The 17915-nt window shown below is 63.9% G+C and carries 14 protein-coding genes and 3 tRNA genes; 5 read left to right on the top strand and 12 right to left on the bottom strand.

What is annotated here, in order from left to right:
- Nucleotides 1–66: 66 nt before the first annotated feature.
- From JS536_RS07015 to pgi, 7 genes are all read right to left on the bottom strand, one after another.
- Nucleotides 67–867, bottom strand: a complete 801-nt coding sequence (locus JS536_RS07015) for a carbohydrate ABC transporter permease (protein ID WP_109057643.1) — start codon at nt 865–867, stop codon at nt 67–69.
- 19 nt (nt 868–886) lie between these two features.
- Entirely contained in the window at nt 887–1882 is a 996-nt protein-coding gene (locus JS536_RS07020) for a sugar ABC transporter permease (protein WP_240544304.1), read from the bottom strand.
- A 410-nt stretch (nt 1883–2292) separates the two neighbouring features.
- Nucleotides 2293–3321 carry a LacI family DNA-binding transcriptional regulator gene (locus JS536_RS07025; protein WP_214356363.1) on the bottom strand — a complete coding sequence of 343 codons (1029 nt, stop codon included), beginning with the start codon at nt 3319–3321 and terminating at the stop codon, nt 2293–2295.
- A gap of 369 nt (nt 3322–3690) precedes the next feature.
- A complete protein-coding gene (locus JS536_RS07030; RefSeq protein WP_214356364.1) occupies nt 3691–4245 on the bottom strand; it encodes a DUF1893 domain-containing protein in 555 nt (184 codons plus the stop codon).
- A gap of 15 nt (nt 4246–4260) precedes the next feature.
- The gene (locus tag JS536_RS07035; RefSeq protein ID WP_214356365.1) at nt 4261–4842 is read right to left on the bottom strand and encodes an ECF transporter S component; all 582 of its coding nucleotides are present in this window, start codon (nt 4840–4842) and stop codon (nt 4261–4263) included.
- 18 nt (nt 4843–4860) lie between these two features.
- The gene (locus tag JS536_RS07040) at nt 4861–5793 is read right to left on the bottom strand and encodes a DUF362 domain-containing protein (protein ID WP_214356366.1); all 933 of its coding nucleotides are present in this window, start codon (nt 5791–5793) and stop codon (nt 4861–4863) included.
- Between the two features lie 525 nt (nt 5794–6318).
- Nucleotides 6319–8019 (bottom strand): glucose-6-phosphate isomerase, encoded by a 1701-nt coding sequence (gene pgi / locus JS536_RS07045; RefSeq protein WP_109057638.1) that lies wholly within the window; start codon nt 8017–8019, stop codon nt 6319–6321.
- 384 nt (nt 8020–8403) lie between these two features.
- Here pgi and JS536_RS07050 point away from each other — a divergent pair.
- The 3 genes from JS536_RS07050 (at nt 8404) to JS536_RS07060 (ending at nt 9777) form a co-directional block, all read left to right on the top strand.
- Nucleotides 8404–8476 (top strand) — tRNA-Thr (locus tag JS536_RS07050).
- A 103-nt stretch (nt 8477–8579) separates the two neighbouring features.
- Nucleotides 8580–8661: transfer RNA gene (locus tag JS536_RS07055), tRNA-Leu, on the top strand.
- 114 nt (nt 8662–8775) lie between these two features.
- Complete coding sequence (locus tag JS536_RS07060; RefSeq protein ID WP_214356367.1) at nt 8776–9777, top strand: permease; 1002 nt, start codon at nt 8776–8778, stop codon at nt 9775–9777.
- 181 nt (nt 9778–9958) lie between these two features.
- Here the strand turns inward: JS536_RS07060 and JS536_RS07065 are convergent, their stop codons facing one another.
- The 3 genes from JS536_RS07065 to JS536_RS07075 form a co-directional block, all read right to left on the bottom strand.
- The gene (locus tag JS536_RS07065; protein WP_214356368.1) at nt 9959–11236 is read right to left on the bottom strand and encodes an aminoacyltransferase; all 1278 of its coding nucleotides are present in this window, start codon (nt 11234–11236) and stop codon (nt 9959–9961) included.
- A 26-nt stretch (nt 11237–11262) separates the two neighbouring features.
- Nucleotides 11263–12591, bottom strand: a complete 1329-nt coding sequence (locus tag JS536_RS07070; RefSeq protein WP_214356369.1) for an aminoacyltransferase — start codon at nt 12589–12591, stop codon at nt 11263–11265.
- A 108-nt stretch (nt 12592–12699) separates the two neighbouring features.
- On the bottom strand, nt 12700–13971 hold the full coding sequence (locus JS536_RS07075) for an aminoacyltransferase (RefSeq protein ID WP_214356370.1): 1272 nt from the start codon (nt 13969–13971) through the stop codon (nt 12700–12702).
- A gap of 172 nt (nt 13972–14143) precedes the next feature.
- Here JS536_RS07075 and JS536_RS07080 point away from each other — a divergent pair.
- Nucleotides 14144–14216, top strand: a tRNA-OTHER gene (locus JS536_RS07080).
- A gap of 190 nt (nt 14217–14406) precedes the next feature.
- Here JS536_RS07080 and JS536_RS07085 read toward each other — a convergent pair.
- Nucleotides 14407–15132 (bottom strand): non-canonical purine NTP pyrophosphatase, encoded by a 726-nt coding sequence (locus JS536_RS07085; RefSeq protein ID WP_214356371.1) that lies wholly within the window; start codon nt 15130–15132, stop codon nt 14407–14409.
- Nucleotides 15133–15393: 261 nt separating this feature from the next.
- Complete coding sequence (gene rph, locus JS536_RS07090; RefSeq protein ID WP_109057632.1) at nt 15394–16158, bottom strand: ribonuclease PH; 765 nt, start codon at nt 16156–16158, stop codon at nt 15394–15396.
- 121 nt (nt 16159–16279) lie between these two features.
- Between rph and JS536_RS07095 the strand changes: the two genes are divergently transcribed.
- Nucleotides 16280–17602 carry a nicotinate phosphoribosyltransferase gene (locus JS536_RS07095; RefSeq protein WP_214356372.1) on the top strand — a complete coding sequence of 441 codons (1323 nt, stop codon included), beginning with the start codon at nt 16280–16282 and terminating at the stop codon, nt 17600–17602.
- The last annotated feature ends 313 nt before the right edge of the window (nt 17603–17915 follow it).

The raw sequence follows: 17915 nt of genomic DNA on the forward strand, positions 1-17915 counted from the left end.
GGCGTGACCGTGGCGGCCGCGGTGCCCGGCTTGGGATCGGCTGTGATTGCTGTCATCTCACTCACCTCAGCTCTTGACGGCGCCGGCGGTGATGCCGGACTGCAGCCACTTCTGGCTGATCAGGTAGACGATGATGGACGGGATGGTCATGAGGATCAGGGCGGCGTATTCCTGGGCCACCATTTCCGGGGTCTGGCTGCGGGTCTCCATGAAGTAGGTGGAGGCCAGCGTGACCGTGTACTTCGATTCGTCGCGGATGAGCAGCAGCGGGATCAGGTATTCGTTCCAGGAGTAGACGAAGGTGAGCACGCCGGTGGTGGCGATCATCGGGGTGGAGATCGGCATGAGGATGCGCAGGTAGATGCGCCAGGTGGAACAGCCGTCCACGCGGGCCGCCTCGATGATCTCGTTGGGGATGCCGTCGAAGTAGTTGCGCCACAGCAGCAGCATCTGCAGGGCGTTGAACGCCACGAGCGGGATGATCATGCCGAGGTAGGTGTTGGTCAGGCCGAAGGTCTTGATGGTGAAGAACAGCGGCATGGTCACGGAGGCGATCGGCACGGCCATGCAGGCGAGCATCGCCACGTAGATGACGTTCTGGCCGGCGAACTTCATCTTGGAGAAGGCGAAGCCCGCGAGCGAGGTGATGAACACCACCACGACTGCCGTGACCAGGGCGATGAACAGCGAGTTGAACACCACGCGGAAGTAGTGCACGTCCGGGTTGGTGATCACCGACTGGTAGCTGGAGAAGCCACCCACCTGCAGGGACTTGGTGATGGCCGTGACGATGGGGAACAGCCAGATGATCAGGAAGAAGAACAGGACCACGTACATGATCACCGTAGTGCTGGTTTTGCGCTTCATGATGCGTTCCTTTCCGTTCCTACCGGTTGGCCCGGTTGTTGACGATGACCTGGACGATGGAGAGGATCACGGCGATGATGAGCACCATCACGCCGATGGCCGCGGACAGACCGCCGTTGAACTGCTGCACGCCGGCCTTGTACAGGTAGGTGTTCAGGAATTCGGTGGAGCGGCCGGGGCCGCCGCCGGTGGTCTGGATGACGATGTCGAAGGTCTTGAGCGAGCCGACGATGCCGAGCAGGATGAGCGTGTTGGTGGTGCCGGACAGGTTCGGGATGGTGATGCGGAAGAGGGTGTTCCAGAACCCGCAGCCATCGATCTTGGCCGCCTCGTAGATGTCCTCCGAGATGGACATGAGGCCGGCGTAGTAGATGATCATCGAGAAGCCCATCCATTCGAAGATGTTGATGGCGCAGATGGAGTAGAGCGCGATCTTCGGGTCGCCGAGCCAGCTTTGGGCCAGGAAATCGAGGTGCAGGAACCGCAGGGCCTCGTTGATGGCGCCGACGTTCGGATCCATGATGATGCGGAAGATGGCCGCGATGATGACCGGCGCCATGGCGATGGGCATGAAGAAAATCGCCTTGAAGACGTTCGAGCCGCGCAGCCGCTCCTTGAGGATCACCGCGAGCAGGAGGCCGAGGCCGGCCTGGATGACCACGGTGACCACCATGAAGATGATGTTGTTCTTCAGGGCGGTCCAGAACACCGAGCCCGGGGTGAGCAGTTTGGCGTAGTTCCTGAGGCCGATGAAGTCCATCTCGTCGGAGATGCCGTCCCAGTCGGTGAACGAGGTGGCCACGGTGAATCCGATGCAGTAGTAGATGAAGATGCCGGAGAGAATGATCAGCGGCGCGATGAACAGGTACGGGCGCAGCTTGCTCTGCCATGAGTTCATGGATTCGCCGGGCTTCGAGACGCGGGTGCGGCCTTGCCTTGCGGTCCGCGGCACCTCTCCCCTGCGGCCTGTCGCCGTTGCCTTCCCTACGGAAACGCCGTCTGCGCTTGCCGTCATGGTGACCTCCCTTGGTTCTCCCACAGTTTCGTGAAACGTTTCAGAAACGACGCGCGGAAAGACATGGGCGATGATGCCGCCGTGGCATGTCGGATGGTTTTCGGTGCGCCGCTTCGCTCTTGCCGACGCCACTGCGCGCCGGTTTTCTAGAACGTTTCAGATTTTGTTGTTAGCCATAATTCTATAACGATTCAGAAGTTTGTCAATTCGTTATCATTTCGTATGGAGTAGCCGTGAGCGAACCATTGGAATCATTGGCGACACGCCGTACCAATCACGCAGGGGCACATGCGCACGGACGCGCAGCCGCCCATCTCCGCGGCTCATACCGTCCTGCAGCTTACGCCGCGCCCGCGGTTCGCACCGCCCTTTGCCGCTTCACACCGTCCCCGCGACTCACCCGCCGTGGCTCACACCTGCGGCGAAGAGGCACGGTATTTGAGCTGGAAGGCCACATCTATCCGGCTCTGCGGCGCGCGAGCCCCGTCATCGAGTTGCTTCAAAATCGACTCGATGGCCAGCTTGGCCACCTGCGCGCGGTCCGGATCCACGGTGGTCATCGTGGGAATCGTGTACTTCGCCTCGTCGATGTCATCGAAGCCCACCACGCGCACGCTCTCGGGCACACGCACGCGCATCTCGCGCAGCTGACTGATCACACCCATGGCCAGCAGGTCGTTCAGGGCGAAAATACCGTCCGGACGGATGCCCTGGGCATACATGTCGCGCACGGCCTTGGCCCCTTCGGCACTGGTCCACTCCCCGGTCTCGCGGACGAGTTCGGGCCGCAGCGGACGGCCGTGGTCGGCGAGCGCGGCCACATAGCCCTTGGTACGCATCGAACGGGAGGACGGCAGCGAGGAGTCCAGCGTGCCGCCGACCACGGCGATGGTGCGGCAACCGGCCTTGAGCAGATGTTCGGTGACGGCCTGCGCGGCGGATTCGTTGGCGATCATCACGTGCGGGGCCGGGGCGCCGAAGAGGCGTTCGCCCAGGACCACGAGCGGGTAGTCGCCCTCAAGTTCGTGGACGTCCTCGGCCCTGAGCTGCGTGGGGCTCAGGATCAGGCCGTCGGTCATGTTGCTGGCCATGGCGCGGGCGCTGTCGATCTCACGCTGGCGGTCGTTGCCGGTCGATTCGATGATCACCCGGTAGCCGTATTCGCGGGCCTGCTTGATGGTTTCCTCGGCGAGTTCGGCGAAGTAGATCTGGTTCAGATCCGGCAGGGACAGGGAGATGAGGCCGGTGCGGCCGGAACGCAGGTTGCGGGCCTGCTGGTTGGTCACGTAATCCAGCTCGTCGATGGCCTTCTGGATGCGCTCGCGCGTGGCGGGCTTCATGTACGGGTAGTCGTTGAGATAGTTCGAGACCGACGCCACCGAAACGCCGGCGCGCTTCGCCACATCATGAAGCGTCGGCTTGCGTGAGCCCGCGGCCATTGGTCTCTCCCCTCGTTTGCCGGTCACATCGTTTCGCATCGATGTATACCAGATGCCCCGTGACTGGCCATCGACTCCGGCGTCCCGTGCCGCCGATCGCCGGCATCCGGTCAGCCGGTTTCTGAAATGTTTCAGAACTTGTGTTCCAGCATAGCCCATGGCGCGCAACCGGTTTCGTTCTCTTTTGCGTCGTTTTTCACGAAGCGATGGGGAACTTCGTGAAAACCGATCGCTGACGAGCTCTCAGTGACCGGTTTTTCGAAACGCTCCTTGATTTCGTGAAAAACCGATCACTGACGGTTGCCCAATGATCGTTTTTCACGAAGTCAGTCCTTATTTCGAGAAAAACCGACGCAAAGGAATCGGATATCACCGCCGCATGAGACGGGCCACGGCGGCCCGGATGGCGGGTTCGGCGGCGGCCGGGTCGCCGATGGCGGCCACCGACTGCTCGATCGGGCAGACGCCGGTGTGCGAACGGTTGAGGATCACCGGTACCAGCGTACCGTAGGAGGCCTCGATGCCATTGGCCCGCAAGGCCGCAAGGCCGGCCTCGCTCATCGTCTCGGCATATACGGCCCGGACGCCGAGCCGGGCATACAGCAGCGCCGCGCCTTTGCCCACCACGCGGTCGGCGGCGCAATAGCCGATGAGGCTTTGGCCGGCGGCGAGCCATTGCAGCAGCGGGCGCACGCCGTGGCCGAATCCGGTGAGAATCTCGTCGGATTCGGCACGCACGCCGGCGGAGCGGTTTCGCCGATAACCGTTATCGTCATCGACACGGCGGCGACCGAAACCGTTGAGGTCGTCACGGTCAGCGGCCGAAGTCATGTCACCGCCGGCACGGACGCGGCAGGCCACGCAGCCGACGGACGGGTCGGCCAGCAGCGCGGCCTTGGCGCGTTCGAGAGCACTGTCGTTCATGCCGGACCCGTCTCGTCAGTCGTGGTGACGGTCCACGGCGAACATGACGGCCGGAATCGCCAGCCACTGGAGGATCAGGCCGGGCAGGCCGGTGCCGACCGCAGCCCAGACGGAGGCGACCGTCATCGTGGTGTTGCCGAGCAGCGCAACGGCCACGGCAATCGCGATGGCATCGACCACGCGGCCGGCCACCTGCGCGGCCACGAGCTTGACGAGCCAGTCGAACGGCGAACGGATCGCGGCGGGCAGACGGACGCCGCGCAGCAGACCGGCGAACAGACCGTAGGCGGCAAGTTCGATGACCATGAACGGCACCATCGGGGCCATCGGCATGCCGGTCAGTGCGAAGCTGACGATCGGGGCGAGCGCGCCGGTGGCCACGCCGGCGTAGGGGCCGGCCAGGAGACCGACCAGCAGGACCGGCAGGTGCATCGGCAGCAACGTCTGGCCGAGGGCCGTGCCCAGGCCGAGCGCGGCGCCTGCCAGGTGGAAAACCTGCGGCAGGGCCACGGCCGCGATGACGGCGAGCACGGCCGCCGCGGACTGGAATTTGATGGAAGGCAGGGCATGGGTGCGCGTGGTTGCGGTTGTTTGCATGATGAAGACTCCTTCGGTTCAGCGCTGGTCGAGGTCGATGAGATGGTAGTCGCGCGAGCCGAGGCCCATTTCGACGGCGTGCTCGATGGTGTGGATGCCGTGACGGGATTCGATGCGCTCGATGAGCGGCTCCTTGTTGTCGTGCGAGGCATAGACCATGTCCACGCAGGCCTGGTCCACGGCCACCGGGTCGAGCGAGGCGCAGATGCCGATGTCCGCCATGACGGGCGGGTGCGGGTTGCCGTCGCAGTCGCAGTCCACGGAGAGGTTGTTCATCACGTTGATGAAGAGCATGTTGCCCTTGAGCGCGTTGAACACGGCGGTGGCGGCCTCGGCCATGGCCTCCAGGAAGGAGTCCTGGTCGCCGCTGAACGGGTTGGGCAGAATCTCGTCCTGACCGGAATGCAGGCGCTTCTTGCCGTTCGAGGACGCCATGCCGATGGAGATGTTCTTGAGCGCGCCGCCGAAGCCGCCCATCATGTGGCCCTTGAAGTGGGAGAGCACGGCGTAGTAGTCGTAGTTCGGGAAATGGGAGCCCACGATGTCCGCGGTGATGCGCTTGCCGCCCTCGACCGGAATCTCGATCTCGCCCTCCTCGTCCTGGATGTCGCAGGGGGCGATGTCCATGAATCCGTGATCCTTGATGGTCTGCCAGTGGTGGGCGGAGACATCGCGCGTGCCGGGATAGGCGGTGTTGCACTCCACGATGGTGCCGTTCAGGTGCTGGACGAGGTCCTTGATGAGGGCCGGCTGCAGGTAGTGGGTGTTGCCGCCTTCGCCGGAGCTGAGTTTGACCGCCACCTTGCCTTGCGGGCGGGCTTCCAACGCCTCGTAGACGCGCATGAGGCCGGCGGGGCTGATGTCACGGGTGAAGTAGACCTTGGCGGCCATGGGATAGTTGGTCTCGTGGTTGTGCGTTTCGGATGGATCGTGCGTTGACGGTGCTGTCATGCTGTGCCTCCTTGCAAAGTCATGCCTTTTCTCCCCTTCTACGATACCGCCCGAAGGTGAACTCGGAGTGTTTGCAGGGAGGCGAGGAAGAGACTTCATCAGGCGGAACCAAGGCGAAATCAGAGCGAGTATTGCCTGCTCCGCCGCGCTGACAGTCACTCGGCGCGGCGGAACAGGCACATGCCAGTCATTGTGCCGCGCCGTCGAATGCCTGACCGCGGCAAAACAGGCATGTACTGACCGTCACGCAACGGCTTCATGGTCTCAGCGAGGCGTCACATACAGGCAAATCCCCTTTCGGCCCCATTGAGCCTTTCTCAACAGGGCAAGATCGGCATATGCTGCCCGTCGCGCCTCGCTAAGCCGGCCTCGAACAGGGGTGAACCGGTACATACTCCCCTGTTTGCCACGTCAAGGCACAAAAATGCCCGGCATCAACAAATGCGATGCCGGGCATAATCTCTCCCTCAGTCACCTATCGGTGACAGCTCCCTCATCAGAGGGAGCCAAGAATAGGAGCGAAGATCAGAACTCGCGGTTCTTGCGGTAGAACTCGATCAGGCTCTGGGTGGAGGCGTCCTGCTGGGCGAGGGCCTCGTCATCCTTGGAGATGGCCGGGGTGATCTGCTTGGCCAGCTGCTTGCCGAGCTCCACGCCCCACTGGTCGTAGGAGTCCAGGCCCCACACGGTGCCTTCGACGAAGGTGATGTGCTCGTACAGGGCGATGAGCTCGCCGAGCGCGAACGGGGTCAGGGCCACGCCGAAGATGGAGGTGGTCGGACGGTTGCCGGTGAACACGCGGGCCGGAACGATCTCCTCCGGGGTGCCCTCGGCACGGACCTCGTCGGCGGTCTTGCCGAACGCGAGGGCCTTGGTCTGGGCGAAGTAGTTGCCGAGGAACAGCTCGTGCACGTCCTGGTCGCCGTCCTTGGTCGGGTTCGGGGTGTTCACGAACGCGATGAAGTCGGCCGGGATGAGCTGGGTGCCCTGGTGGATCAGCTGGTAGAAGGCGTGCTGGCCGTTGGTGCCGGGCTCGCCCCAGAAGATCTCGCCGGTCTCGGTGGTGACCGGGGTGCCGTCCCAACGCACGGACTTGCCGTTGGACTCCATGGTCAGCTGCTGCAGGTAGGCCGGGAAGCGGTGCAGGTACTGGTCGTACGGCAGCACGGCGTGGGAGGCGGCCTTGAAGAAGTTGCGGTACCAGACGTTGAGCATGCCGAGCAGCACCACGACGTTCTTCTCGAACGGGGTCTTGGCGAAGTACTCGTCGATCTCGTGGAAGCCGTGCAGGAACTCCTCGAAGCGGGCCGGGCCGAAGACCACGGCGAGAGAGGTGCCGACGGCGGAATCGACGGAGTAGCGGCCGCCGACCCAGTTCCAGAAGCCGAAGGCGTTGTTCGGGTCGATGCCGAACTCGGCGACCTTCTCCAGGTTGGTGGAGACGGCCACGAAGTGCTTCTTGATGGCCTCGGCGCGCTGGGCCTCGTCGCCGGCGGCGATGGCGCCGTTGGCCTCGAGCTCCTCGAGCAGCCAGGTGCGGGCCTCGCGGGCGTTGGTCAGGGTCTCCAGGGTGGTGAAGGTCTTGGAGACGATGATGAACAGGGTGGTCTCCGGGTCGAGGCCCTTGGTCTTCTCGGCCAGGTCGTTCGGGTCGATGTTGGAGATGTAGCGGGCGGAGATGCCGGCGTCAGCGTACGGCTTCAGGGCTTCGTACGCCATGACGGGACCCAGGTCGGAGCCGCCGATGCCGATGTTGACCACGGTTTCGATCTTGCGGCCGGTCACGCCGGTCCACTTGCCGGAACGCACGTCGTCGGCGAACTTGTAGATGCGGTCGAGCACCTCGCGCACGTCCTTGACGGTGTCCTGGCCGTCGACGATGTACTTGCCCTCGTCCTCGACCGGGCGGCGCAGCGCGGTGTGCAGCACGGCGCGGTCCTCGGTGTTGTTGATGTGCACACCGGTGTACATGGCCTTGATGCGGTCGCCGAGCTTGACTTCGTCGGCGAGGAAGGTGAACAGGCGGAGGGTTTCCGGCTTGATCAGGTTCTTGGACAGGTCGAAGTGCAGATCGCCGGCGTCGAAGCTCAGCTCCTTGACGCGGTCGGGATCCTCGGCGAACCACTTCTTGAGGTCGATGCCCTCGGCCTGAAGCTCGTCGTAGTGCTTCTGCAACGCGACCCACGCGGGGGTCTTGGTGGCGTCAACAGGAGGATTGATTGCCATGGAATTTTTCCTTTCCTCGTTGATTGGAGCGTCCTTGCACGCAGCTGGATGCGTTCCGTATCACCCCACAGAATACTCACAAAAGCAGACATGAACAGAACAAAAACATTCAGTGTCCCACCGATGGCAGCAAACCGACGTTTCGGAAACGCCCCTCAGATGACCAATCGGTAGTTAGCGCGGCACGACCACCCACCCGGACAGCACCTCGGCAAAAGGCATCCGCACCGCCCCGACACGCGCCGCACTTACCCCAACGGCACCCCGACACGCCACGTCAACGCCGATGCGACACGGCCGGCGCAACCCCGATTGGACAAATCCAGAGGATGCCTTATACTTATTTTCTTGTGCGCGGCTGGCGAAAGGCCTCCCGCGAACCAAGCCACTTTAGCTCAGTCGGTAGAGCGGCTCACTCGTAATGAGCAGGTCGTCAGTTCGATTCTGACAAGTGGCTCGACTACCCTAGGTCGGTTCATCCGCCTAGGGTTTTGCATATCACCCGGAAAAACGGATCGGCGCCGACCCTCGCATGGGAAGCACGGATCCGTCCGGGAAGCGCGAGAGTGGCGAAATTGGTAGACGCGCAGGATTTAGGTTCCTGTGACTTCGGTCTTGCGGGTTCGATTCCCGTCTCTCGCACCCATTCACCCATCCTCCCGGACGGCATGGCTCGCGTCCATGGTACGGAATCACGGCGCAACGACCGCGTCGGACGGCAGATAGTGGTGTCATAAGGGTTGAAGGGAGCGAGCCATGTCCGCCATTCTGACGCCGGTCGGCCTGTTGCTGATCATTCTCACCGGATACCTGTTCAGGCGGTTCGGCCTGTTCGGGCAGAACGACTACCGGATTCTGCAAACCGTCGAATTCAACATCGTGCTGCCGGGCGCCATCGTCTATTCCTTCGCCACGAACCCGCACGACATCTCGCTGCTGTGGATCTCCGTATTCGCGTTCTTCTGCTCGCTGCTGCCGGTGGTGTTCATCTTCCTGACCACGCGCCGGCGCAACGTGACCGACCGCGCCTTCCTGATGCTCAACGGCGCCGGATTCAACCTGGGCTGCTTCTGCTTCCCGGTGGTGCAGTCGTTCTGGGGCGCGGGTGCCGTGGTGCCGGCCGCGATGTTCGATATCGGCAACTGCGTGATGGTGGCCGCCGGCACCAACGTGCTCACCCAGCAGCTGCTGCACATCAAACCCGGCAAGACGCTGGCCGAGCAGCATGCGGGAGACGCGCCCACCCTGCCGTACGAGAAGCCGAAGGACAGGGACGCCAAACGCCTCGCCCGTCGCGCGCTGCTGCGCACCATCGGCAAAAGCTTCCTGGGATCCGTGCCGTTCGACACGTATCTGCTCATGATCCTGCTCACCGTGGCCGATATCCATGTGCCCGGCTGGATCGCCACGTTCTGCCAGCCGTTGAGCAATGCGAACGCGCTGGTCTCGATGCTCATGGTGGGCATGCTCATGGATCTGCCGCAGTCCAGGCACGACGTGAAGGAGGTGCTGGCCGTGGTGGCATGGCGACTGCCGTTCAGCATCGCGTTCGCCTGCGCGGCCTGGTTCCTGCTGCCGTTCTCCGCCTCGGTGCGCGCGGTGGCCGTGATCTGCTCGCTTGCGCCGATCGCCATCTTCTCCACGCTGTTCACGGACAAGGTGCTCGGCAACGCCAAGCTCGCCGGCTTCTCGCTGGCCCTGACCGCGATGATCTCGTTGGTGCTCATGGCCGTGGCCCATATGCTGATGGGTGTGTGAGGCCGCTGATTGTTGGATCAGTATCGGTCCAAGGCCGATACTTCATTCCCGCAGGCCCGCCTGCGACTTCTCTCCTTCCGTCATCGGCTTTGCCGATGCCACCTCCCTCGTCAGAGGGAGGCATGACTTTATCCTTTGAAGCCGCGGCACAGCAACCGGTATCGGCCAATGCCGATGCCAATTACCGGTTGAGGAGCTTGTGGGCCCAGTTGCTTACGGCGAAGCGCAGCCTGTCCACCGGCAGGGTGAACTGGCCGACCATCTGTTCGGCGTATCCGTTGAAGCCCTGCTTGAATTCGAGCACGCCGCGGCCCTCGTCGTCCGGGTCGTCAAAGACTCCGGAGATGCCGTAGAAGTTGTACCGGCTGATGCCCTGTTCCACGCACAGGTGCAGCATCGCCTCGTACTGGATGAGCGCCGAGGCGTAGAACGGCTTGTACTCCTCCACCGAGCCGGAGTACTGGTAGACCACTTCGTTCGGATGACTCACGAACATCGAAGCGGCGGCAGGCAGCACGTCGCCGCGCTTGGCGAAGTCCTCCACTTCGGCCAGTCGCTTCTCGGCGGCGGCCAGGTTACGGCTCTCCTCCCCCAGCTGACGTTCGACGCGCGTGGTGGGGCGTTCGTCGTACTTGGCCTGCAGATCGGCCACCTTCTTGGCCAATGCCTCGCGCTTGGCGGTCATGTCCGCCACGTATTCGGCGATGTGGATCTCCGCGAGCATGAAGTGCGCGGCATCGCCGTAGGCTTCCTTGAACTGACGGAAGTAGTCCTCGCCGCGCGTGGCGAAGCCGCGGCGTTCGCCGGTCTGACGCTCGATCTCCGCGAACACGCCGAATTCGTCCGGACCGATCTCGCGCACATGCACGCCCATCGACTGGGCCCGCTTGACACTCCACTGGGCGCGCTTGCCGAACGAGGCCATAAGCTCCTTGGCCGTGGTGGTGCCGTAGAGGTCCTTGACGTACATCCACTGGCAGACCACGCCGTAGCCGGTGTGGAAGCCGCCGTGCTGCCAACCGGCGCCCTGGAACGCCTTGATGACCGTATCGTTCGGGGTGCTCACCGGCTCGCCCTGCGAGGAGTAGCGGCGATAGGTGATGTTCGGCCAGCAGGCCACCGAAACGGCGTGATGACGGCGGGCGGAATCGCGGATCGCCTCGGTGACGGCCGTGACCAATCCCGGTTCGATCGAGGTGAGGATCGGGCCGAAGTAGATGGAGCCGTCGGCACCGAACCGGCCGTTCAGATAGATGACGACGCATCCGGCCACCAGATCGCCCTCGGCGTCGCGTACGCCGATGCATTCGGCCTCATGGCCGCGCGCCTCGGCGAGCCTGACCTGCCCGGAGGCCTGCTGGAAGCTGCCCTGGGCGGCGGTGCGGGAGAGCTCGTCCAGTTCGTCCGGCGTGATGGTGCCGAACGTGTAGCCCGTGGTGCTCAACGATGTGGTGCCCATACTATTCCCCTTCCGTCGGACCGGCGTCAGCGATGCAGCAGCTTGTGCGCGGCTTCGGCGGCCGCGAAGCGCAGGCCGTCAACCGGCAGCGTGAACTTGCCGGGCAATTCCTCCACGAAGCCGCCGAAGCGGGTCTTGAACTGCCAGACGCCGTAGGACGGGTCGTTCTCGTCGAAAATGCCGGAGATGCCGTAGAAGTTGAACCGGGTCACGCCGCGCGCGATGCAGTCCAGCATCGAGTGGAAGTGGATCAGGGAGGACGGGTAGTAGTCCATGAATCGGTCGTCCTCGCCGCTGGAGAGGCAGACCTCCTCGTTCGGGTGCCAGAAGTAGACGCCGGCGTCCACCGGGATCACCGGGCCGTCGGAGTCGATGATGCCCTGCACCTTGGTGATGTCCTGCTTCAGTGCGCCGATCTTCTTGTCCGCGGTGGCGATGCGCTTCTCCAGCGTGGCGGGGTCGGAGGCGCCCTTCTTCTTGGGAGCTTCGCCGTTTTCGGCGGCCGCACGTGCGCGTTCCAGCTGGCGTTCCAGGTTGTGCTTGTCCTTGTCGGCGGCGGCGAGCTTGGTCTCGAGGGTCTTCAGGTACTCGTCGAAGTGGGTCTCGACCACGTTGAACTCGATGTTCTCGCCGAACGTGTCGAACAGTCGCTCGTAGTAGGCCACGTCACGGCCCTTGAAGCCCTGGCGCGCGGCGGACATGTCGCACAGCTTCACGAACGTGCCGAGCTCGTCGCGGCGCAGGCGGCGCACGGTCAGGCCGGCGTCCTGGGCGATGCGGATGTTCTTGCGGCGATACTTGGAGAAGGAGGCGAGCAGTTCCTGCTCGTCGTGGATGCCATCGAGACCCTTGATGAAGTTCCAGCGGTTGATGACCTTCTCGTAGCCCACGGTGAAGCCGCCGTGCTTCCAGCCGAAGCGCGCCATGTTCTCCATCATGGCGGTGTCCGGGTCGCTGGTGGGCTTGCCGTCCAGATCATGCAGCTGATAGACGGCGGCCGGCCAGCAGGACACGCTGATGGCGTGGTGGGCCTTGGCGGAGCGGCGCAGGGCCTCGGTCATGGCCTCGACCACCTGCGGGTCGTCGTAATCGCACAGCGGACCGCACCACACAGAGCCTTCCAGGCCGAGGCGGCCCTTGGTGTACACCACGTAGCAGGCGGCGACGAGTTCACCCGTGTCACCGCCGCGCTTGACGCCCACGTAATCGATCTCGCCGCTGTACGCACCCATGGCGGCCATCTGCGAGGTCTGCTGGAAGCTGCCTTGCGGGTGCTTGGCGGAGAAGGCGTCCAGCTCCTCGGGCGTGATCTTGACGGGTTTCAACGAAGTCGATGCTGCGGTTGCAGTGGTCATGGGTCCAGGCTTTCTCTTCTTGGTTCTTGCAGCGGCTTGCCGCCGCCTGATGCGTCTTGGGTCTTGTTCGATGGTTTCGACGGTGTTCGATGGTTTTCGCTCGTCCGCTCAGCGGGACAGCACCTTGTGCGCCAGCTGCTTGAGGGCATAGGCCAGCGGCTTGACGGTCAGCTCGAATTCGCCGGGCAGCTCCTCGACGTATCCGTTGAATCCCTGCTTGAATTCGAGCACGCCGCGGCCCTCGTCGTCCGGATCGTCGAAGACGCCGTCGATGCCGTAGAAGTTGTATCGGCTCACACCGCGTTCGAGGCACAGGTGCAGCATGGCCTCGTGCTGGATGAGTGCGGAGGCGTAGAACGGCTTGTACTCCTCCACACTGCCGGAAAAGAGGTAGATGGTCTCGCGCAGATGCTCCACGAACAGCGAGGCCGCGGCAGGCAGCACATCACCCTTCTTGGCGAGCTCGGCGGCCTCTTTGAGTCGCTTCTCGGCGGCGGCCAGGTTGCGGCTCTCCTCCCCCAACTGACGTTCGGTCTTGGTGGTGGGGTGCTCGGCGTTCTTGGCGGTCAGCGACTCCACTTTGGCGGCGAGCGCCTCGCGTTTGGCCGTCATGTCCTTGACGTACTCGTCGATGTGGATTTCAGCCACCATGAAATGCGCTTTGGCGCCGAACGCCTTCTTGAACCGGTGGAAGTACTCCTCGCCGCGGTATTCGAAGCTGCGACGTTCGGCGGTCTGCTGCTCGATGGCGGCGAACACGCCCAGCTCGTCATCAGCCAGCTCGCGTACGTGCACGCCCATGGAACGGGCGCGCTTGACACTCCACTGGGTACGCTTGTCATAGGACTTCAGCAGGTCCGATTCGGTCGCGATGCCCGTGAGGTCCTTGAGATAGCGCCATCGCGGCACGGCCGTGTATCCCACGGTGAAGCCGCCATGCCTGAAGCCGATGGCCTGGAGATTGACCAACAGCGCATCATCCGGCTGCGCCCCTTCGGCACCGGCCGGCAGAGGCTGTCCGTCCGAGTCGCGCAGTCGGTACGGGGTCTCGGGGGTGATCTCCAGCTGGGAAGCGCCCTTGGCCTTGGCGTGGGCCTTGAGCTGGGCCATGAAGAAGGTGAGCAGTTCGGCGTCGTGATAGTCCACCATCGGCCCGTCGTGGATGGCGGCGAACGTGGATAGACGAGAACGGTGTGTCTCGAACAGGGCGGCCGCCACGATATCGTCATGTTCCTTGACGGCCAGATACTCCACGTCCACGCCCTGGGCGGCGCGCAGACGGCCCATGGCCGAGGTTTGCTGGAAATTGCCTTGCGGATGCTTGGCGGAGAACTCATCGAACTCGTCGTCGCTCAACCGCACCAGCACAAAATCACGCATGTTCTTCCTTGTTCCGGACCAGCAGTCAGGTTTACCGATGCTAGCATAACGCGCGGTCCCCGTGCTGCGGGATGCGGCGGACGACCGACACCATTCGTTTGCATCGTCGTTTGCATGCCGCAATGCGAAGTGCTATATTGCTCTCTTGGCTCGAGACTACGTCTCAAGCCACGCCACCTTAGCTCAGTGGTAGAGCATCCCCATCGTTTGCGGGAAGGTCGGGGGTTCGATTCCTTCGGGTGGCTCTTTGCTTGTATTGTTCCGGCCGTTCGGCTGATTTCACATTCCATGGTTATACGGTTTGAGGAAAAGTATCGCTGAGTTGTCGCCAGTGGTACTTTCCCACACTCGTACGAAACTTTGGGGAAAAGTACCACGAAGCGACTGTCAGTGGTACTTTTCCCCACAACTCCCTACCAACGGGGTTACAGCCAGCTACAGCAGCGCCTCGATGGCGGGGACCAGGGCCTTCAGGGCCTTGCCGCGGTGGGAGATGGCGTTCTTCTCGTCCGGGGTCATTTCGGCGCTGGTCAGCGGCTCGCCCTCGTAGTCGGGCTCGGCACTGGTGCGGCCGGGCTGGTCGTCCGGCACGAACAGCGGGTCGTAGCCGAAGCCGTGCTCGCCGCGGGGCTTGCGGATGATCACGCCGGGCATCTCCCCCACTTCCACCGTCTCGGACTTGATGGAGTAGCGGGCCTGGACCATGGTCGAGCCCGCAGCGGCACCGGACGTACCGCCGGTCACATCCGCGCCCGCCTCCACGTCCGGCACCACCAGGGCCGCGGCGCAACGGAAGCGGCCGGTGCGCTTGCCGTCCGGGATGTCCTCAATCTGGGCGAGCAGCAGCGCGTTGTTGGCCTTGTCATGGCCGTGGGCACCGGCCCAGCGGGCGGACAGGATGCCGGGAGCGTTGCCCATCACGTCCACGATGAGGCCGGAGTCGTCCGCGACGGCGGGCAGACCGGTGCGGCTGGCCACGTCGCGGGCCTTGAGCAGCGCGTTCTCCTGGAAGGTGACGCCGGTCTCCACCGGGTCGGGCAGGTGCAGGCTGCCGGCGGAGACGAGTTCGATGGTCGCGGCGGCCTCGCCCAGATCCTCCTCGAGGATGCGGCGAATCTCCACCAGCTTGCCTTCGTTATGGGTGGCGACGACGATTTTCATACCTTTTCCTTTACGTCTGTGATTCCGAACGGTGACGGGGTCTGAAACAAGACTGTATGTTCGCGCGTGAACGGAGGACCCGCGAACATACAGTCTGTTTGGAGGCCTGTAGCGACTGTATGTTCGCGGCGGTCTCGTTGGGACGCGAACATACAGTCCTTTTCCCGCAAACGGTTTCCCGGCAAGACCGGGCAGACCCCGGCAGGAGCCCGGCAGGGGCGGACCTGACGAAGCGTGCGGCCTTGAGCCTCGCCGACTCGACTAGTCCAGGGCCAGGGCGGCGCGCTGGGCGGCCTGCAGCTCCTTGTTGCCCTTCTCGGCCAGGTCGAGCAGCACGCCGAGCTCGGCGCGGGTGAACGGGCGGTGCTCGGCGGTGCCCTGCAGCTCGATGAACGCGCCGGAACCGGTCATGGCCACGTTCATGTCCGTCATGGCCTGGCTGTCCTCGATGTAGGGCAGGTCCAGCATCGGCGTGCCGTTGATCACGCCCACGGACACGGCGGAGACCGTATCCTTCAGCACGCGCGCGGCGGACTTGATGTGATGGTTGCGCTCGGCCCAGTTGACCGCGTCCACCAGCGCCACGTACGCGCCGGTCACGGAGGCGGTGCGGGTGCCGCCGTCGGCCTGGAGCACGTCGCAGTCGAGCTGGATCTGGTTCTCGCCGAGGGCCTTCATGTCCACCACGCCGCGCAGGCAGCGGCCGATGAGACGGCTGATCTCCATGGTGCGTCCGCCGAGCTTGCCCTTGACGGATTCGCGGTCGGTGCGCTCGGCGGTGGCGCGCGGCAGCATCGCGTATTCGGCGGTGACCCAGCCCAGACCGGAATCCTTGCGCCAGCGCGGCACGCCGGGGGTGAACGTGGCGGTGCACATCACGCGCGTGTTGCCGCATTCGATGAGCACGGAGCCCTCCGGGGCGTCGGTGAAGTGACGGGTGATGCGCACCGGACGCAGCTCGTCCACCTTGCGGCCGTCGGCGCGGATGATTTGATGTTCCTTGAGCAGATCTTTGATTTCAACCATGCGCCCCATCGTACGCCCAGCCGTATGACGCGGGAGGCGCCGGGCCACGGCCGCGACTACACTTATAGTCACTGTAACCAAAAGTGGGAACGCAGCCTAAGTCACTGAAGAAAGGTCCGCCATGCTTGATTATTCGCCGGCGCTGATGACCGACATGTACGAATACACGATGCTCGACGCCGCACTCAAGGACGGCACCGCCGACCGCAAGTGCGTGTTCGAGGTGTTCACACGCCATCTGCCGGAAGGCCGCCGCTACGGCGTGGTGGCCGGCACCGGCCGCATCCTCGACGCGCTCGAACGCTTCCACCTGGACGAGGAGGACCTGCGGTTCCTGGCCGACCGCCATGTGGTGAGCCCCGAGACCATCAAGTGGCTGGAGCGCTTCCGCTTCTCCGGCTCGATCCACGGCTACCGCGAGGGCGAGATGTTCTTCCCGAACTCCCCGATCCTGCAGGTCGAAGGCACATTCGGCGAATGCACGCTGCTGGAGACGCTGATCCTGTCCATTCTGAACTACGATTCCGCCGTCGCCTCGGCCGCATCCCGCATGGTCTCGGCCGCCAAGGACCGCCCGTGCATGGACATGGGCGGACGCCGCACCAACGAGTGGGCCGCCGTGGCCGCAGCCCGCGCCGCCGTGGTGGGCGGCTTCAAGGGCACCGCCAACCTGCTGGCCGCCCAGATGTACGGGCTGAAGGCCATCGGCACGGCCGCGCACTGCTTCACGCTGGTGCACGATTCCGAACGTGACGCCTTCGAATCGCAGATCAACGCCCTGGGCCGCAACACCACGCTGCTGGTGGACACCTACAACATCGAGGAGGCCGTGAAGACCGCCGTGGAGGTGGCCGGCCCGGAGCTCGGCGGCGTGCGCATCGATTCGGGCGACCTGGCCGCCATGGCCCAGCGCGTGCGCAACCAGCTGGATGCCTTGGGCGCCACGAACACCACCATCACCGTGACCAATGATCTGGACGAGTACGCGCTGGCCGCGCTGCAGACCGCACCGGTGGACTCCTACGGCGTGGGCACCATGCTGGTCACCGGCTCCGGCGCCCCCACCTGCGCGATGGTGTACAAGCTCACCGAGCGCGAGGGCGCGGACGGCACCATGCAGTCCGTGGCCAAGAAGTCCAAGAACAAGGCCACCGTGCCGGGCCGCAAGCTGGCGTTCCGCTCCTATGAATATGCACTGGCCGACGCCGAGCACGTGATCTCCGGCTCGGAGGACAAGCTGGCCACGTTCGAGCCGAACCCGGAGTGGAAGAACCTGCTGGTGGACTTCGTGGACCACGGCGAGATCGACTCGACCTGGCAGGGCCACGATGCCATCATGGCCGCGCACGACTACCGCGCCAAGGCCCTGGCCGAGCTGCCCATCACCGCCCAGAGCCTCATGAAGGGCGAGCCGGTGATTCCTACTGAGACTACAGTCCTGTAGCCCCCTCTCTTGGCTCCCCTTGTCAGGGGAGCTGTCACGCGGAGCGTGACTGAGGGGTAGTCCAGATTAATCGAACAGACTACCCCTCAGTCACGCTCCGCGACTCTTCCGCAATTACGGACAAACTTCGTTCGCGTTTTGCTGGCTCGACTGCCGTCTCGCACGCCGTAAAGCGGACAGTCCACTGAACTGTCCGCTTTACGGCGGCGTCCTTCAAGGGGAGCCAAGAGACTTTACTTCCCCCAATGTGCGATTGGTCATAGCGCGAAACCCTTCCGCACCACGCCGCATCCCGGTAGACTGGGCGCGTGAA

It is taken from the genome of Bifidobacterium sp. SO4 (assembly GCF_018555355.1).
Lineage (GTDB): Bacteria > Actinomycetota > Actinomycetes > Actinomycetales > Bifidobacteriaceae > Bifidobacterium > Bifidobacterium miconisargentati.

Excerpts from the sequence above, each read along its gene's own strand:
- JS536_RS07015 (WP_109057643.1), bottom strand. The coding sequence starts at position 867 with ATGAAGCGCAAAACCAGCACTACGGTGATCATGTACGTGGTCCTGTTC.
- JS536_RS07020 (WP_240544304.1), bottom strand. The coding sequence starts at position 1,882 with ATGACGGCAAGCGCAGACGGCGTTTCCGTAGGGAAGGCAACGGCGACA.
- JS536_RS07025 (WP_214356363.1), bottom strand. The coding sequence starts at position 3,321 with ATGGCCGCGGGCTCACGCAAGCCGACGCTTCATGATGTGGCGAAGCGC.
- JS536_RS07030 (WP_214356364.1), bottom strand. The coding sequence starts at position 4,245 with ATGAACGACAGTGCTCTCGAACGCGCCAAGGCCGCGCTGCTGGCCGAC.
- JS536_RS07035 (WP_214356365.1), bottom strand. The coding sequence starts at position 4,842 with ATGCAAACAACCGCAACCACGCGCACCCATGCCCTGCCTTCCATCAAA.
- JS536_RS07040 (WP_214356366.1), bottom strand. The coding sequence starts at position 5,793 with ATGACAGCACCGTCAACGCACGATCCATCCGAAACGCACAACCACGAG.
- pgi (WP_109057638.1), bottom strand. The coding sequence starts at position 8,019 with ATGGCAATCAATCCTCCTGTTGACGCCACCAAGACCCCCGCGTGGGTC.
- JS536_RS07060 (WP_214356367.1), top strand. The coding sequence starts at position 8,776 with ATGTCCGCCATTCTGACGCCGGTCGGCCTGTTGCTGATCATTCTCACC.
- JS536_RS07065 (WP_214356368.1), bottom strand. The coding sequence starts at position 11,236 with ATGGGCACCACATCGTTGAGCACCACGGGCTACACGTTCGGCACCATC.
- JS536_RS07070 (WP_214356369.1), bottom strand. The coding sequence starts at position 12,591 with ATGACCACTGCAACCGCAGCATCGACTTCGTTGAAACCCGTCAAGATC.
- JS536_RS07075 (WP_214356370.1), bottom strand. The coding sequence starts at position 13,971 with ATGCGTGATTTTGTGCTGGTGCGGTTGAGCGACGACGAGTTCGATGAG.
- JS536_RS07085 (WP_214356371.1), bottom strand. The coding sequence starts at position 15,132 with ATGAAAATCGTCGTCGCCACCCATAACGAAGGCAAGCTGGTGGAGATT.
- rph (WP_109057632.1), bottom strand. The coding sequence starts at position 16,158 with ATGGTTGAAATCAAAGATCTGCTCAAGGAACATCAAATCATCCGCGCC.
- JS536_RS07095 (WP_214356372.1), top strand. The coding sequence starts at position 16,280 with ATGCTTGATTATTCGCCGGCGCTGATGACCGACATGTACGAATACACG.